Below are 16,457 nucleotides of genomic sequence, written 5' to 3'. Positions count from 1 at the left end.
CGCTCCGGCGACGCACAGCCGAAAGGGCCGTCACCTCTGGTGGCGGCCCTTTCGCCGTCCGTGGGGGTGGCCCGGCGTAGGGTCGTCGCGTGGAAGACCGGCGACCGACGCGATGCCTCGTGGGTGATGACGGATGCCGCGGAATGGTGCCGGGCGACGCTCCGGTGGCGCTGTGCGAGGCTCACCTGACGATGGCGGCGGAATGGTCCGGCGCCGACCACGGCGTGACCGACGTCCTGCCCTCCCCGTGTCTGCTGTGCGGCTCGAGGCTGGGCGTGCGCTGGCCGTCCGGGTGGGTGTGCGCCGTGTGCGAGTGGCGGCACGGTGAGGTCCCCGATCATGAGCTGCCCCCGCCGCGCGTCGACGTGGTCTACTACCTCCGCTACGCCGACCGCGTGAAGATCGGGACGACGGCGAATCCGCGGCAGCGTCTCGCCGTGATCTGGCACGACGACCTGCTCGCTTTCGAGCGCGGGGATCGTGCGCTCGAGCGGCGTCGGCACGAGCAGTTCGCGGCGGAGCGCTACGGGGGCACCGAGTGGTTCCGTGCGTCCGACCGGCTGCTGGCGCACGCCGACACCGTGCGTCGCGGCGACGTCGAACCTTGGGACCGCTATGCCCGGTGGGTGAGCGAAGCGATCGCCGCCCGCGGGTGACTCGCTCGGCGACGCCGAGAGCACGACCGTTCGACCGGGGTGGGGCATGAACGGACCGCGCGGAGGTCCTGACGTCGTGTGGCGGCATCCGTTACGGTCGCCGTATGAGTGCCACCACTCAGGACGCCCGCGAGGCGCCTGCCGCACATCCGCTCGGTGATCGCGCCGCGCACGAGTCCGGGCCTGAGGTCGTCGACCGCACCCGGGACCGTACCGCCACGCTGAACCAGCTTCTGCTGGCCGCGGTGGTGTTCGTGCTGGGCATCCTCGTGCCGCTCAGCGAGTTCGCGGGCGATCCCGTGCTCTTCTTCACGGGAGTGGTCGCGGTCATCGTGATGAGCGGCGCGACACTGCTGGTGCCGTGGAACCGGCTCCCACGGGGCTGGGTCGCGGCGGTGCCGGCGCTGGACATCCTCGCGATCACGATCATGCACGTCGCGGCGCCGCAGTCGGCGCTCGGACTCCTGTGGATCTTTCCCATCACGTGGCTGGCCGGCGGCTTCGGTCTGCTCGGCCTGTTCGGCGCGATGGGCGCCATCGTCGGGATCACGGGAGTCTTCATCGCGCTGAACGCCGACGTCACCTACCGCACGCTTCTGCTTCCGCTCGTCCTGCTCGCGGTGGCCGCAACCAGCCACGTGAGCACGCGGCGCTCGGAAGCCCAGCGCACGCTGCTCGCGAAGCAGTCGCACCTGCTCCGCAGCGTGCTCGCGGGAACCCGGCGCCAGGAGCAGGTCGTGACCGAGGTGCTCGATGCGGTCGACTTCGGTGTCGTGCGCATCGACGCCGACGGCACGGTGGCCGTCGCGAACGACGCGCAGGGCCGCTTGCATCGGGCGCTCGACCCGGAGGCGGGGCAGCCGGCCTTCCGGGACGACGGAACGACGCGGCTGCCCGCCGACGAGCTGCCGGTGGAGCGGGCGCGCCGCGGAGAATCGTTCGATGACCAGGTCGTGTGGTTCGGCTCGGATCCGGCGACCCGACGAGCGCTGACCGTCAGCGCCCGCCGGCTCACCGATCCCGACGGGCGAGATGCCGGCGCGGTTGTGGTCTCGCGGGATGTCACGAGCGAACTCAACGCCCTGCGCGCGCGCGACGAGCTGGTCGCCTCGATCTCTCACGAGCTGAGGACGCCTCTGACGTCGATCCTCGGGTACCTCGATCTGGCGATCGAGAACCCCGGGCTTCCCGAGACCGTGCGTGCCGATCTCGACATCGCCGAGCGCAATGCGGAGCGCCTGCTGCGCATCGTCGCCGATATCCTCACGGCCTCGAGCTCGTCTCCTTCGTCGGTGGAGGCATCCCTCGCTCTCCAGCAGCTGGACGCCCAGGACATCGTGCGCTCGGCGGCGGAGGCGGCCGTGCCGCGCGCCGAGACACGGGCGATCACGATCGACACGACCGGGCTCGAGCCGTCGCCGGTGTGGGCGGACCCGATGCGCGTGCGTCAGGTCGTCGACAACCTCGTCGCCAATGCGATCACGTACAACAAGGACGGCGGCGCCGTGTACCTGGGGACGACGACCGACGGCACGTCGAGCTGGATCCTCGTACGCGACACCGGCGTGGGCATCTCCGAAGCGGATCGTTCACGGTTGTTCCAGCGCTACTACAAGGCCGGCGGCGCGCGGCGCGCAGGCACCGGACTGGGTCTCGCCATCACTCGCGACATCGTGCGCGCGCACGGCGGCGAACTGGGCCTGCACAGCGCGCTGAACTCGGGGACGACGTTCATCGTCAAGCTGCCCGCCCGACCGACCGAGGGGGGCTCCTCGTGACGCTCGACCTTGCCAGCCTCCTCGTCATGACGGCTCTCGTGGTGAACGTCAGCGGCGTCCTGTTCATCCTCGAGACGTTCCTGCGCCGCGACGAGGGCGCCGGTCGCATCTGGGCGGTCGGGTTCCTCGCAGGTATGCTGACGACCCTCGCCTACATGATCTGGTCGCGGTCGCCCGACGCGTGGTGGTCGGTCGCCGTCGGCAATGCCGCCTTCGTCGCCGGGACCGGTTGCATGTGGCTCGGATGCCGGCGCTTCAACGGGCGATCGATGACCTGGTCGTCCGTGCTCGTGGCCGGTGCCGTGGTCGCCGCGGGCCTGGCCGTCGCTGTCGAGGGCTCGTCCGGTGGTGACTGGGCCGGTGCTCTGTGGATGTTCGTCCCGCTGCTCGTCTTCGCCGGCGCCGGAGCGGTGGAGTGCCTGCGAGGGACGCTGGGGGAGTCGCGGACGGCATGGGTGCTGGGCGCGGTGCTGGGCTTCCAGTCCCTCTATTACATCGCGCGCACGACCGCGTTCGTCACGGCAGGGCCCGAGAGCGCCCTCTTCGAATCGGTCTTCGGAACGGTGAACACGAGCTTCTTGACCGTCGCCCTCACCATCGTCGCCGTCGTCGTGACCTCGGTGCTGCGCGCCTCGCGCGCACCGATACGCGGATACCTGCGACGCTCGGCCGAGGCCGTCGCCGACATCGGCGACCAGGCGGAGTTCGACGCGCGGCTCGCGGCGCTCGTCCGCCGCGCGTCCGGCCGGTCGGAGTTCGTCGCCGTGACCGCGGTCCGCGTCGAGGACCTGGAGCAGATCTCGACCGCGTTCGGCAGCGATGTCGCCGCCGCTCTCGGCGACGCCGCACGGGCCGGAGTACGCCGGCACGCGCCGACGAACGCCCTGGTCGCGGAGGACGGCGCGACGGGTCTGCTCGTCGCGCTGGCGGTGTCGTCCGAGCAGGAGGCGCGGCGTCAGGCAGCCGCCATCCATCGAGGACTCTTCGACGACCTCGGGCGTGTCGGGGGAGGTGTGATCCCCGTGGTCGGTGTGGGCGTGGCGATGAGCGGGAACGGCAACGGCCCCGACGATCTCATGCGTGCGGCGCGCGAGAGCGCGAACCAGGCGGCACGCAGCGTCGAGACCACGGTGCTGATGGGCGACGCCGAGTAGCGGCAGCCGTTCCCGTCGCCGATCACGCGGTCAGCCGGTACCCCACGCCACGCACGGTCTCGATCCATCGCGGCTCGGCGGGCGATTCACCGAGCTTGCGGCGCAGGTTCGCGACATGCACCTCGATCGCGCGGGCGTCGCTGTCGCTGACGAAGTCGATTCCGGTGTGCTGTTCGCCGCGCAGCATCAGCGCCAGATCGGACTTGGCTCGCACTCGTCGGCCGGCCTCGAGCAGATCCGCGAGGATGTCGAACTCGCTGCGGGTCAGTTCGACCTCGTCGCCGTCGACCGTCACCAGTCTCGTCTCGGCGTTCAGGCGCAGACCATGGTGGTCGCGCCACGCGTCCGGTGCTGGCGGCGTGGTCCTGCCGCCAGCACCGGCGGCGACGTGTCGCGGGCGGCGGAGCATCGCGTCGATGCGTGCACGGAGCTCGCGTGGCCGGAACGGCTTTGCGACGTAGTCGTCGGCACCGGCCTCGAGACCCTGCAGCGCGTCGATCTCCTCGGTCCGTGCACTGAGCATCACGATGTACGTCGGGCTGATCGCGCGGATGCGCTTGGCGGTCTCGAATCCGTCGATGCCGGGCATATTGACGTCGAGCGTCGTCACGAGCGGACGACGTTCGCGCACGAGCTCGATGCCGGTCGTCCCGTCCGCGGCGCCGTGGACCTCGAAGCCGGCCTGCGAGAGCACCGTCGACAGGAGCGAGCGGATGTCCTCCTCGTCTTCGATGACGACGGCCACGCGCGATTCTTCCACCGATGCACCTTCCGGATCCGGTGACTCGATGAGCGGATCCTGGATGTCGTCGGCCATGATATCCCAGAAGACGGCCCGGAACGGGCGCTCGTGACCTGGCATCAGCGTGTCCCGTCGTGGTGGGCGCCGTGGAGAACGGGGCCATTCCCCTCGCCCCGCCCTGCGCACGGCCGGCGCGCACCAGCCGGAGTGGCGACCGCCCCCACGGTCGCCGCTCCGCCGTGCCGATGACAAGCCCCGCCACGCCTGGTGCGGGCGCGGCGCGTGCGGTCGGGCGGGCAGCCGTCAGACGTCACCTCGTCACCTCCGACGGTCTTGCCCCGCCCTCCCCAGGTCCGCAGGCGGGCCTGTCCTCTCGGGTGCCTCGACGCTACCCCCGCGTCCTCAGACCAGGCTCAAGCGCGGCTCAGGATGAGCCGAGGATCGTCGCCGGTCGTGCGCCCGCGATCGGGCAGGGCGTGGCATCCTCGAATCATGCCTCTCGTCGCGCTCACCGGCGGCATCGCCTCGGGAAAGTCCACGATCGCCCGGCGGCTCGCCCACCACGGCGCGGTGATCGTCGATGCCGATCAGCTCGTCCGCGACGTGCAGCAGCCCGGCTCGCCGGTCCTCTCCGCGATCGCCACCGAGTTCGGGGAGCGGATGCTGCGGCCTGACGGCTCGCTCGATCGCGTGGCCTTGGGAGCCCGGGTGTTCGGCGATGAGACCGCGGTGGCCCGGCTGAACGCGATCGTGCACCCCGCGGTGCGAGCCGAGTCGTCGCGGCGCTTCGCCGAGGCGTTCGCCCGGGATCCCGCGGCGGTCGTGGTGTACGACGTGCCGCTGCTGGTCGAGGCCCGGATCGGCGACCCGTGGGAGCTCGTCATCGTCGCGCACGCGCCCGCCGACGTGCGCCGTCACCGGCTGGTCGAGCTGCGCGGCCTGACCCAGGCCGACGCGGACGCGCGCATCGCCTCGCAGGCGTCCGACGACGACAGGCTGGCGGTGGCGGATGTCGTGATCGACACGGCCGGAACACTCGATGAGACCCTGCGGCAGGTGGACGATGTGTGGCGCCGGCTCGATGAGCACATCTCGGCCCGCGCCACCGCGCGGCGGGCGTAGGCTTCTGGCACACACGGAGGTTCACATGGGCGTGTTCTCGAGATTCCGGCGCCGCAGGACGCCCTATCGCGCGCTGAGCGACGAGGAACGCATCGCGCGCTATGTGTACCTGCTGAACACGCTGCCGGCGTCCGTGATCGAGAGCGCTCACGCCTCCGCGTTCCGAGAGATGCCGGCTGAGCGTCGGCGCGAGATGTTCGAGCAGCTGCGTCCCTTCATGGCGGAGTCCGAGCGCGACGCCGCCTCCGACGACCCGACCGTGCTGGCGCGACTGGTACGTCGCGCCGAGGAGCATCGCGCGCAGCGCGCCGCGGGCGGCGGAGCCGACGCGCGCACGGCGGCGACGGCGACCCCGATCCGCTCGGACGCCCCCTGGGTCGATCCGCGCGACGGTGTGGACGTGCGCGGCATGCTCGCGAGCAGCGGCGTCATGCTGCTCATGGCGAACAACGTCCTCGCCTCCAGCGCGGTGGTCAGCTACTACACGATGGGTGCCGGGTCGCTCCAGCTGGACTCGGAGCCGGGCTGGGTCGGTGAGACCTTCGACCCGGGCACCGGGTTCGACGGCGGCGGGGCCGGTGCCGGTGACTTCGGCGGCGGTGTCGACGGCGGGCTGGGTGGCGGTGTCGACGGCGGCTTCGGCGGCTTCGGCGGCGGCGGATTCGACGGCGGCGGAGGGTTCGGCGGCTGAATCGGGTGCTGCGGCCGGCCGCGCTGCGCCGGACTCGGCCCCGGTGTCGGAGGCGCCGCCTACGCTTGATGTGTGCAGACCACGCGATCCGTGCGGCCCTTCGAGGTCGTGAGCGACTACGAGCCGTCGGGGGATCAGCCGCAGGCGATCGCCCAGCTCGCTGCCCGCATCAACGCCGGCGAGACCGACGTCGTGCTGCTGGGCGCGACCGGAACCGGAAAGTCGGCGACCACCGCATGGCTGGTCGAAGCCGTACAGCGGCCGACTCTCGTTCTGGCGCACAACAAGACGCTCGCGGCGCAGCTGGCCAACGAGTTCCGCGAGCTCATGCCCCACAACGCGGTCGAGTACTTCGTCAGCTACTACGACTACTACCAGCCAGAGGCCTACGTTCCGCAGACCGACACCTTCATCGAGAAGGACTCCTCGATCAACGCCGAGGTGGAGCGGCTGCGGCACTCGACCACCAACTCCCTGCTGTCCCGCCGGGACGTCATCGTGGTCTCGACCGTCTCGTGCATCTACGGCCTCGGCTCGCCCGAGGAGTACCTGCGCGCCATGGTGGCGCTGCAAGTGGGGGAGCGCTACGACCGCAACGCCCTCATCCGCAAGTTCATCGCGATGCAGTACAACCGCAACGATGTGGATTTCTCGCGCGGCAACTTCCGGGTGCGCGGCGACACGATCGAGATCATCCCGGTGTACGAGGAGTACGCGATCCGCATCGAGATGTTCGGCGACGAGATCGAGGCGCTGTACATGCTCCATCCGCTCACGGGCGATGTCATGCAGCGCATGGACTCGGTGCCCATCTTCCCCGCGACGCACTATGCGGCGGGCACCGAGACCGTGCAGCGCGCGATCGGCACGATCGAGCACGAACTCGAGGAGCGCCTGAAAGAGCTCGAGTCGCAGAACAAGCTCCTCGAGGCGCAGCGCCTGCGCATGCGGACCACGTTCGATCTCGAGATGCTGCAGCAGCTCGGCTTCTGCTCGGGCATCGAGAACTACTCGCGTCACCTCGACGGCCGCATGCCCGGCGAGCCGCCGCACACGCTGCTGGACTTCTTCCCCGACGACTTCCTCATGGTGATCGACGAGTCGCACGCCACGGTTCCGCAGATCGGCGCGATGTACGAAGGGGATGCCTCGCGCAAGCGCACGCTGGTGGAGCACGGGTTCCGGCTGCCCAGCGCGATGGACAACCGCCCCCTGCGCTGGGACGAGTTCAAGGAGAGGGTGGGCCAGACGGTGTACCTCTCGGCGACCCCAGGCCGCTACGAGATGGGCATCGCGGACGGCGTGGTCGAGCAGATCATCCGCCCGACGGGCCTGGTCGACCCCGAGATCATCGTCAAGCCGTCCAAGGGCCAGATCGACGACCTCCTCGAAGAGATCCGCGTCAGGGCCGAGCGCGACGAGCGCGTGCTCGTCACGACGCTGACCAAGAAGATGGCCGAGGAACTGACCGACTTCCTGGGCGAGCACGGCGTCCGGGTGCGCTATCTGCACTCCGACGTCGACACGTTGCGTCGCGTGGAGCTGCTCAGCGAACTGCGTGCCGGGGTGTACGACGTGCTCGTCGGCATCAACCTGCTGCGCGAAGGTCTCGACCTGCCCGAAGTGTCGCTGGTGGCGATCCTGGATGCCGACAAAGAGGGCTTCCTGCGCAGCGGCACGTCGCTCATCCAGACCATCGGCCGCGCTGCCCGCAACGTGTCGGGCCAGGTCCACATGTACGCCGACAGCATCACCGATTCGATGCGCAACGCGATCGAAGAGACCGATCGGCGCCGCGAGAAGCAGGTCGCGTACAACAAGGAGCGCGGAATCGATCCGCAGCCGCTGCGCAAGCGCATCGCCGACATCACCGAGGTGCTCGCGCGCGAAGCCTCCGACACGGAGCGGATGCTGCGCGGCAAGGCCGCCGCCAAGAACAAGTCGGGCAAGGGCAAGTCGCCGACGCCGCAGCTGCGCCGCGAAGGGATCGCCGCCGAGGGGGCCGAGCAGCTCGAGGCGACCATCGCCGACCTCAGTACGCAGATGCTCGCGGCCGCGGGCGAGCTGAAGTTCGAGCTCGCCGCTCGGCTGCGCGACGAGGTGCAGGACCTCAAGAAGGAACTGCGCGCCATGGAACGCGCGGGGCACGCCTGACCCCGGGTGCGCGCCGTGGCGCTACGGGCAGTGCATGAGCGGCTTCGGCCCGGAGCGGTCGAAGACGTGCTGTGCGACGGGTGCGCCGCACAGCGGGCAGGCGCGTTCGGCGCGCTGTGCCGCTGAGGGCGGGGGAGCCGTCTCGTACGGCCCGACGGCGGCGGGGCCCGCAGCTCGGATCAGCGTCGCGTTGATCCACTGATACCACCCGCCCGCCTCGCGGACCCGTTCGCGGAGGGGTCGCCTGCCGGAGAGGGGGTCATTCGAGTCGGTCATGATCATTAGTGTACTAATGATTAGCGCGTTAGGATTCACGGATGACCGTCGCAACGCCCTCCCCGGACGACCTGCTCAAACTCGACAACCAGGTGTGCTTCGCCCTGGTCACCGCGGCGCGCAATGTCGTGAGCATCTACCGGCCGATCCTCGAGCCCCTCGGTCTCACCCACCCGCAGTACCTCGTGATGCTCGCCCTGTGGGAGGAATCTCCCCGGTCGTTGCGCGATCTGGCCGCCGAGCTCGCGCTGGAGCCGGCCACGGTCTCACCGCTGGTGAAGCGGCTCGAGGCCACGGGCCTTGTGACCCGCGCTCGACGGGGTCAGGACGAGCGCGTTCTGGACGTCGGTCTCACCCCGCGCGGCGCGGCGCTGAGAGAGCAGGCCCTCGATGTGCCCGAACAGGTCATGCGACGCGTCGGCGCGGACGCGCAGGGACTCATCGCGCTGCGCGACGCCCTCGCGCCGTTCGCCGGGCGCCGTTGAGTCTCGCGGATTCGCTCTAGGCGAATGCCCGGAGATCTCTTAGTGTCGAAGCGGTGCGACGCTGCCCACCCGACCCGGGGGACTCCCGACGCGCCTTCTGCACCGGCTACGAAGAGAGAAGCACCACCCATGCGATCTGGTCAGCGTCCCGCACCCCCATCCCTCCACCGTCGCCGCACGCTCGGCGCCGTCGTGGCCGTCTGTGCCGTCGCCGCGACGGCGCTGGCCGCTGCGCCCGCCGCCCAGGGCGCGGCGACCCCGGTGGAGATCAACCTCGTCACCGTCAACGACTTCCATGGGCGGATCGAGCAGTCCGCTCCCGCCGGTGGCATCGCCGCGCTCGCGCAGGCGGTGAATCAGGTCCGCGCCGGCAACCCGAACACGGTCTTCGCAGCAGCCGGCGACATGATCGGGGCATCCACGTTCACGTCGTTCATCCAGAACGACGTCCCGACGATCGAGACGCTCAACGAGGCAGGTCTCGAAGTGAGTGCTGCCGGCAACCACGAGTTCGACAAGGGCTGGGCCGACCTCGACGGACGCGTCCAGGACCTCGCCGACTGGGAGTACATCGCCGCCAACGTCTACGAGAAGTCCACCGGCCAGCCCGGGCTCGCCGAGTCGTGGGTGAAGGAGATGGCGGGCATCAAGGTCGGCTTCATCGGTGCCGTCACCGAAGAGCTGCCCTCGCTCGTCGCCCCCGCCGGTATCCAGGACATCGAAGTCCGCGACATCGTGCAGAGCGTCAACGCCGTCGCCGACAGTCTCACCGACGGGATCGCCACCGACACCAACCTGGAAGCGGACGTCCTCGTGCTGCTGATCCACGAGGGCGCGCCCGGCACCTCGCTCGCGTCGGCAACCGATCCGGGGACGGCCTTCGGCGAGATCGTGAACAATGTCACCCCGAAGGTGAACGCGATCGTCTCGGGCCACACGCACCTCGCCTACAACCACGAGGTGCCTTACCCCGGCGACACCGGCATGCGGCCGGTCATCTCGTCCGGCCAGTACGGCGAGAAGTTCAGCGACATGCGGATCACGGTCGACCCGGAGACGAAGCAGGTGCTGTCGATGGACAACACCGTCATCGACATGTGGTGGGACCACGACGCGAACCCGGCGACGGCCACCGTGCCGCGCTACACCGTGCCGGCAGGCGATCCCATCGCCACGATGGTGGCTTCGGCCGTGGCGGCGGCGGAAGGGCCCGGCTCGGTCAAGCTCGGCGACATCACCGCCGACTTCAACCGTGCGAAGCAGGCGAGCGGCGCCGAGAATCGCGGCGGAGAGTCCACGCTGGGCAATTTCGTCGCGGATGCGCAGCTGTGGTCGGCGCGGCGCACCGATCCCGCGACGCAGATCGCGTTCATGAACCCGGGGGGCCTGCGTGCCGACATGGCGTTCGCGCCGGACGGCGTGCTCACCTACAAAGAGGCTGCCACCGTGCAGTCCTTCGCGAACACGCTCGTGACCCTCACCATGACCGGCGACCAGATCCGGCAGGCGCTCGAGCAGCAATGGCAGCCCGCGGGTGCGACGCGGCCGTTCCTCAAGCTCGGCATCTCCTCCGGATTCGAGTACGTCTACGACCCGGCGGCGGCTCCCGGATCCCGCATCACCCGGATGACTCTGGACGGCGTCGACATCGAACCGGGGATGTCGTACCGGGTCGTCGCGAACTCGTTCCTGGCCTCGGGCGGCGATAACTTCGCCGCGATCGGGCAGGGCAGCGACAAGCGCGACACCGGCCAGGTCGATCTGGAATCGATGGTGGCGTACATGGCCGAGATCGGCACCGCCACCCCCGATTACGCGCAGCGATCGGTCGGCGCCACGCTGCCCGCACCGGGTGCACAGGGCTATGAGGCCGGCAGCACGTTCGACGTCGCTCTCTCGTCGCTGGACTTCAGCACCACCGAGCCGCGCGTGACGACCGTCGACGTGGCGATCGGTGGCACTACTGCGGGCTCAGGAGCGGTCTCGCTGTCGCTGCCCAGCACGCATGCCGACGGCAGCGGAACGGCGACGGTGTCGGTGACTGTTCCGGAGGGCATCACCGGCGACGCTCCGGCCGGGACGGCCACCCAGGTGCCGCTGACGATCAGCACCGCGACCGGCACGAGCGTCGAGATCACGATCCCGGTGTTCGAGCGGGCTGACAGCGTCACCTTCGGCTTCGCGAACAAGATCATCGCGAAGGCGAAGTCGGCTGTGAAGTTCACCGCGATCGTGTTCGCCGAGGACGGAGCGCCGGTCGTGGGCGAGGTCACGATCCTCGACGGCGACCAGGTGATCGCCACGGCGACCCTCACCGAGGCCGACAACGGCGTCGTCAAGGTCAAGCTGCCGCCGCTCGGCAAGGGCGTCCACCAGTTGTCGGCAGCGTATGCGGGGAGCGACTCGGTCAAGCCGTCCGCGAGTCACGCGGTGCCCGTGCTGGTCTGGTAGCCGCCCCTGGCAGCAACCCGTGAAGGCGGGGTCTCCGGCGCCCGTGTCGGAGGCCCCGCCTAGACTTGTCGGGTGCCCATCGTCCCTGTCGCCATGCCCGGAAACGCTGCCGGAAACAACAGCGGAAAGCTCAGCGTCCGCGGTGCCCGCGTGCACAATCTGAAGGACGTCGATCTCGACATCCCGCGCGATTCTCTCGTCGTCTTCACGGGCCTCTCCGGCTCCGGCAAGTCCAGTCTCGCGTTCGACACGATCTTCGCCGAGGGTCAGCGTCGATACGTCGAGTCGCTGAGCGCCTATGCCCGCCAGTTCCTCGGTCAGGTCGACCGGCCCGATGTGGACTTCATCGAAGGACTGAGCCCTGCCGTCTCGATCGACCAGAAGTCGACCAACCGCAACCCGCGGTCCACGGTGGGCACGATCACCGAGATCCATGACTACATGCGCCTGCTGTGGGCGCGGATCGGCGTGCCGCACTGTCCCGAGTGCGGCGCGGTCATCCAGCGTCAGACCGTGCAGCAGATCGCCGATCAGCTGATCGAGCTTCCCGAGCGCACGCGGTACCAGATCGTCGCCCCGATCGTTTCGCAGAAGAAGGGCGAGTTCGTCGACCTCTTCAAGGAGCTCGGCGCCAAGGGGTACGCGCGCGCGATCGTCGACGGCGAGCTGATCCAGCTCGCCGAACCGCCGACGCTGAAGAAGAGCTACAAGCACGACATCGCCGTCGTGGTCGACCGGCTGGTCGCGGCTCCCGGCATCCTGGACCGCGTCACCGACTCGGTCGAGACGGCGCTCTCGCTCGCCGGCGGCCTCATGCAGGTCAACTTCGTCGACGAGGAGGGCGATGCCGCCTGGCAGTCGTTCTCCGAGAAGCTGGCATGTCCCAACGGGCACCCGCTGCAGCTGACCGAGATCGAGCCGCGGACCTTCTCGTTCAACGCGCCGTTCGGCGCCTGCCCGACGTGCTCGGGCCTCGGGACCCGCATGTCGGTGGACGTCGACCTGATGCTCGGCGACGAGGACCTCTCCATTCGCGAGGGCGTGCTGATCCCGTGGACCACGCAGGGCAAGGGGCTGTTCCAGTACTACGAACGGCTGCTCGAGGGACTCTCGAACGATCTCGGGTTCTCGCTCGACACGCCGTGGAAGAAGCTCCCCGCCGACGTGCGTGAGGCTGTGCTGCGCGGCGAGAACTACAAGGTGACCGTGCGGTGGAAGAACCGCTACGGACGCGAGATGCGCTATTCGTCGGGCTTCGAGGGCGTCGTGCCCTACATCGAGCGGCAGTACACGCAGGCCGAGTCCGACACGCAGCGCCAGCGCTGGTCGGAGTACCTCCGCGAGGTGCCGTGCCCGGTATGCGACGGCGACCGGCTGAAGCCGGAGGTGCTGGCGGTGCTGGTGCACGGGCATTCCATCGCGGATGCCTCGCGACTGAGCCTCGGCGGGGCGCGCGAGTACTTCGCCAAGCTGACCCTCACCGAGCGTGAGGCCACGATCGCCGCCCAGGTACTGCGCGAGATCCGGCTGCGCCTGGACTTCCTGATCCGCGTGGGGCTGGACTACCTGAGCCTCAGCCGTGCCGCCGCGACGCTCTCGGGCGGCGAGGCGCAGCGCATCAGGCTGGCCACGCAGATCGGATCGGGTCTGACCGGAGTGCTGTACGTGCTCGACGAGCCGTCCATCGGCCTTCACCAGCGCGACAACCGGCGTCTCATCGAGACCCTGGTCGCGCTGCGCGATCTCGGCAACACGCTCATCGTGGTCGAACACGACGAAGAGACGATCCACGCCGCCGACTGGGTCGTCGACATCGGGCCCGGTGCGGGCGTCAACGGCGGCGATGTGGTGCATTCCGGTCCGCTCGCCGAGCTGCTCGCCGACCGCTCCTCGATCACAGGCGACTACCTGTCCGGCCGGCGCGCGATCCCCACGCCGAAGAAGCGGCGCAAGATCGACAAGACGCGCCAGGTCACGGTCGTGGGCGCCCGCGAGAACAACCTCAAGAACGTCACGGTCGGGTTCCCGCTGGGCGTTCTGACCGCGGTCACGGGCGTGAGCGGGTCGGGCAAATCCTCACTGGTCAACGGCATCCTCTATCAGGTGCTCGCGACGCGCCTCAACGGCGCCCGGCGGGTGGCCGGCAAGCACACGCGTGTGACCGGTCTGGACAACCTCGACAAGGTGGTGCACGTCGATCAGGCGCCGATCGGCCGCACGCCGCGCTCGAACCCCGCCACGTACACCGGCGTGTTCGACCGCATTCGCACGCTGTTCAGCGAGACGACCGAGGCGAAGGTGCGCGGCTACCTGCCCGGGCGCTTCAGCTTCAACGTCAAGGGCGGACGCTGCGAGGCGTGCTCGGGTGACGGCACGATCAAGATCGAGATGAACTTTCTGCCGGACGTGTACGTGGACTGCGAGGTCTGTCACGGCAAACGGTACAACCGCGACACGCTGGCGGTTCACTACAAGGGCAAGAACATCGCCGAGGTGCTCGAGATGCCGATCGCCGAGGCGGCGGAGTTCTTCGAGCCGATCCAGGCCATCCACCGCTACCTCAAGACCCTCGTCGACGTCGGGCTCGGGTACGTGCGTCTCGGGCAGTCGGCGACGACGCTCTCGGGCGGCGAGGCGCAGCGTGTCAAGCTCGCCACCGAGCTGCAGCGCCGCACGAACGGCCGGTCGATCTACGTGCTGGACGAGCCCACGACCGGACTGCACTTCGAGGACGTTCGCAAGCTGCTCGAGGTGCTGAACGGGCTGGTCGAGAAGGGCAACACGGTCATCGTCATCGAGCACAACCTCGACGTCATCAAGTCCTCGGACTGGGTGATCGATCTCGGGCCCGAAGGCGGCGCGGGCGGTGGCGAGGTCGTGGCGATCGGCACTCCCGAGCAGGTCGCCCGTGTCGAAGGCAGCCACACCGGCGCCTTCCTGGCGGAGGTCCTCGGGCTCGGATCGGCCGTCGAGGCGCGCAAGGCCGGCTGACCCGATGGTCAGATCGGTTCCCACGGTCTCGTACAAGCCCCGGCCGGGCGAGATCCCGACCAATCCCGGCGTCTACCGCTTCCGTGACCGCGACGGCCGCGTGCTGTACGTCGGCAAGGCCAAGAATCTGCGCGCGCGGCTGTCGAACTACTTCGCCCCGCTGCACACGCTGCACGAGCGCACGCGGCGCATGGTGACCACCGCGGCCTCGGTCGAGTGGACCGTCGTCGCGACCGATGTCGACTCGCTGCAGCTGGAGTACCAGTGGATCAAGGAGTTCGATCCGCCGTTCAACGTTCGCTACCGCGATGACAAGTCCTATCCGTTCATGGCGATCACGCTCGCCGACGAGGCGCCGCGTGTGATCGTCACCCGCAACCGCCGGATCCCGGGGGCGAAGTACTTCGGGCCGTACCCCAAGGTATGGGCGGTGCACGACACCATCGACCTGATGATCAAGGTCTTCCCGATCCGCACGTGCAGCGACTCGTCGTACAAGAAGGCCATGGCCAGCGGCCGGCCGTGCTTTCCGGGACAGATCGGCCGCTGCGGCGGGCCCTGCTCGATGAAGGTGACCATCGAGGAGCACCGCGCGATGGTGGAGGACTTCATCGCCTTCATGGCCGGCGGCGACCAGCGGTTCACCAAGGAGCTGTCGGCGCGCATGCGCGAGGCCGCGGCCGCGATGGACTACGAAGCGGCGGCGGTGTATCGCGACCGGCTGCAGGCGATCGACGCCGTGCTGAACAAGAGCGCCCTCGTGCTCGCCGCAGACACCGACGCCGACCTGTTCGGGATCGCCGAGGACGAGCTGGCTGCGACCGTGCAGCACTTCGTGATCCGCGGCGGTCGTGTGCGAGGCGTCCGGGCCACGACGATCGAGAAGGAACTCGACATCTCGGGCGGTGACCTCGTCGACCAGGTGCTGCAGCGCACGTACGGCAACGCGGCGAGCACGGACATCCCACGTCAGGTCCTCGTCCCTTCGCTGCCCGATGACGCGGCCGAGCTCGAGGCGTGGCTGCGGGAGCGGCGGGGCAAGTCCGTGACCATCCAGGTCGCCCAGCGCGGGCGCAAGGCCGAGCTCATGAAGACGGCGAGGCTGAACGCACAGCAGGCGCTGATGCTGCACAAGACCCGGCGCACCAGCGACTACGTCGCGCGCACCCAGGCGCTCACCGATCTGCAGGAGGCGCTCGACCTCGCCGAAGCGCCGCTGCGGATCGAGTGCTTCGACGTGTCGCACCTGGGCGGCACGAACGTCGTGGCCTCGATGGTGGTCTTCGAGGACGGCCTGCCCCGCAAGGACCAGTACCGTTCGTTCGGCGTCGCCGAGACGACGGACGACACCGACTCGCTCTACCAGGTGCTCATGCGCCGGCTGGCGTACCTGGATAGGCCGGAGGAGAACGAGCCCGACGAGTCCGAGCGCACGGCATCCGTCGTCTCGCCGGACGCCGAGATCGTGACGGATCCGGATGCCGAGGTCGTGACCGCTCGCAAGCGCCCGCGGTTCGCCTACCGCCCGCAGCTGCTCGTGGTCGACGGCGGCAAGCCGCAGGTCGAGGCCGCCGCGCGGGCCCTGCGCGACGCAGGGCATGAAGAGGTCGCGCTGTGCGGCATCGCGAAGCGGCTCGAGGAGGTGTGGCTGCCGGGAGAGGAATACCCCGTGATCCTGCCGCGCACGTCGGAGGCGCTGTACCTGCTGCAGCGCCTGCGTGACGAAGCGCACCGCTTCGCCATCACGCATCAGCGCAAGCGCCGTCGCCGCGATATCCAGAGCGTGCTCGCGGAGGTCCCGGGACTGGGGGAGGCCCGCATCAAGGCGCTGCTGCGTCACTTCGGATCGGTGTCCGCGCTCAAGCAGGCCACTCCGGACGAGATCGCGCAGCTGCCAGGTGTCGGCCCCAAGCTCGCCGCGGCGATCCACCTGCACCTCTCGGGCTGACGGATAGGC

At 69.4% G+C, this 16,457-nt stretch carries 12 protein-coding genes; 10 read left to right on the top strand and 2 right to left on the bottom strand.

The genetic code is table 11. The features are described from left to right. The first annotated feature begins 143 nt into the window (after positions 1–143). The 3 genes from ACLKM7_RS12330 to ACLKM7_RS12320 all read left to right on the top strand — a co-directional run bounded on the left by ACLKM7_RS12330 (position 144) and on the right by ACLKM7_RS12320 (position 3,588). Positions 144–656, top strand: a complete 513-nt coding sequence (locus ACLKM7_RS12330) for a GIY-YIG nuclease family protein (RefSeq protein ID WP_436447526.1) — start codon at positions 144–146, stop codon at positions 654–656. Between the two features lie 104 nt (positions 657–760). Then, complete coding sequence (locus ACLKM7_RS12325; protein WP_436447459.1) at positions 761–2,434, top strand: sensor histidine kinase; 1,674 nt, start codon at positions 761–763, stop codon at positions 2,432–2,434. Further along, entirely contained in the window at positions 2,431–3,588 is a 1,158-nt protein-coding gene (locus ACLKM7_RS12320; protein ID WP_436447458.1) for a hypothetical protein, read from the top strand. Before ACLKM7_RS12325 ends, ACLKM7_RS12320 begins: the two co-directional genes overlap by 4 nt. Positions 3,589–3,610: 22 nt before the next feature. Here ACLKM7_RS12320 and ACLKM7_RS12315 read toward each other — a convergent pair whose 3' ends face one another. Then, positions 3,611–4,405 carry a response regulator transcription factor gene (locus ACLKM7_RS12315; protein ID WP_436447457.1) on the bottom strand — a complete coding sequence of 265 codons (795 nt, stop codon included), beginning with the start codon at positions 4,403–4,405 and terminating at the stop codon, positions 3,611–3,613. Between the two features lie 417 nt (positions 4,406–4,822). Here ACLKM7_RS12315 and coaE point away from each other — a divergent pair, with 417 nt between their 5' ends. The 3 genes from coaE to uvrB all read left to right on the top strand — a co-directional run bounded on the left by coaE (position 4,823) and on the right by uvrB (position 8,297). After that, positions 4,823–5,452, top strand: coding sequence for a dephospho-CoA kinase (gene coaE, locus ACLKM7_RS12310; protein WP_436447456.1), 630 nt, complete (start codon positions 4,823–4,825; stop codon positions 5,450–5,452). A gap of 25 nt (positions 5,453–5,477) precedes the next feature. Beyond that, entirely contained in the window at positions 5,478–6,143 is a 666-nt protein-coding gene (locus ACLKM7_RS12305) for a hypothetical protein (protein WP_436447455.1), read from the top strand. Between the two features lie 72 nt (positions 6,144–6,215). Then, positions 6,216–8,297: an excinuclease ABC subunit UvrB gene (gene uvrB / locus ACLKM7_RS12300; protein WP_436447454.1), complete on the top strand. Its 2,082-nt coding sequence runs from the start codon at positions 6,216–6,218 to the stop codon at positions 8,295–8,297. A gap of 21 nt (positions 8,298–8,318) precedes the next feature. Here uvrB and ACLKM7_RS12295 read toward each other — a convergent pair whose 3' ends face one another. Next, entirely contained in the window at positions 8,319–8,579 is a 261-nt protein-coding gene (locus ACLKM7_RS12295; RefSeq protein WP_436447453.1) for a hypothetical protein, read from the bottom strand. A gap of 35 nt (positions 8,580–8,614) precedes the next feature. Here ACLKM7_RS12295 and ACLKM7_RS12290 point away from each other — a divergent pair, with 35 nt between their 5' ends. The 4 genes from ACLKM7_RS12290 (at position 8,615) to uvrC (ending at position 16,448) form a co-directional block, all read left to right on the top strand. Continuing rightward, positions 8,615–9,058: a MarR family winged helix-turn-helix transcriptional regulator gene (locus ACLKM7_RS12290; protein ID WP_436447452.1), complete on the top strand. Its 444-nt coding sequence runs from the start codon at positions 8,615–8,617 to the stop codon at positions 9,056–9,058. Positions 9,059–9,187: 129 nt separating this feature from the next. Continuing rightward, positions 9,188–11,509 (top strand): 5'-nucleotidase C-terminal domain-containing protein, encoded by a 2,322-nt coding sequence (locus ACLKM7_RS12285; protein WP_436447451.1) that lies wholly within the window; start codon positions 9,188–9,190, stop codon positions 11,507–11,509. A 72-nt stretch (positions 11,510–11,581) separates the two neighbouring features. Further along, a complete protein-coding gene (gene uvrA, locus ACLKM7_RS12280; protein ID WP_436447450.1) occupies positions 11,582–14,500 on the top strand; it encodes an excinuclease ABC subunit UvrA in 2,919 nt (972 codons plus the stop codon). 4 nt (positions 14,501–14,504) lie between these two features. After that, entirely contained in the window at positions 14,505–16,448 is a 1,944-nt protein-coding gene (gene uvrC, locus ACLKM7_RS12275; RefSeq protein WP_436447449.1) for an excinuclease ABC subunit UvrC, read from the top strand. Positions 16,449–16,457: the final 9 nt, after the last annotated feature.

Source organism: Microbacterium sp. I2, from assembly GCF_051364985.1.
Taxonomy (GTDB): Bacteria; Actinomycetota; Actinomycetes; order Actinomycetales; family Microbacteriaceae; genus Microbacterium.
This window is presented reverse-complemented; position numbering and strand designations above follow the sequence as displayed.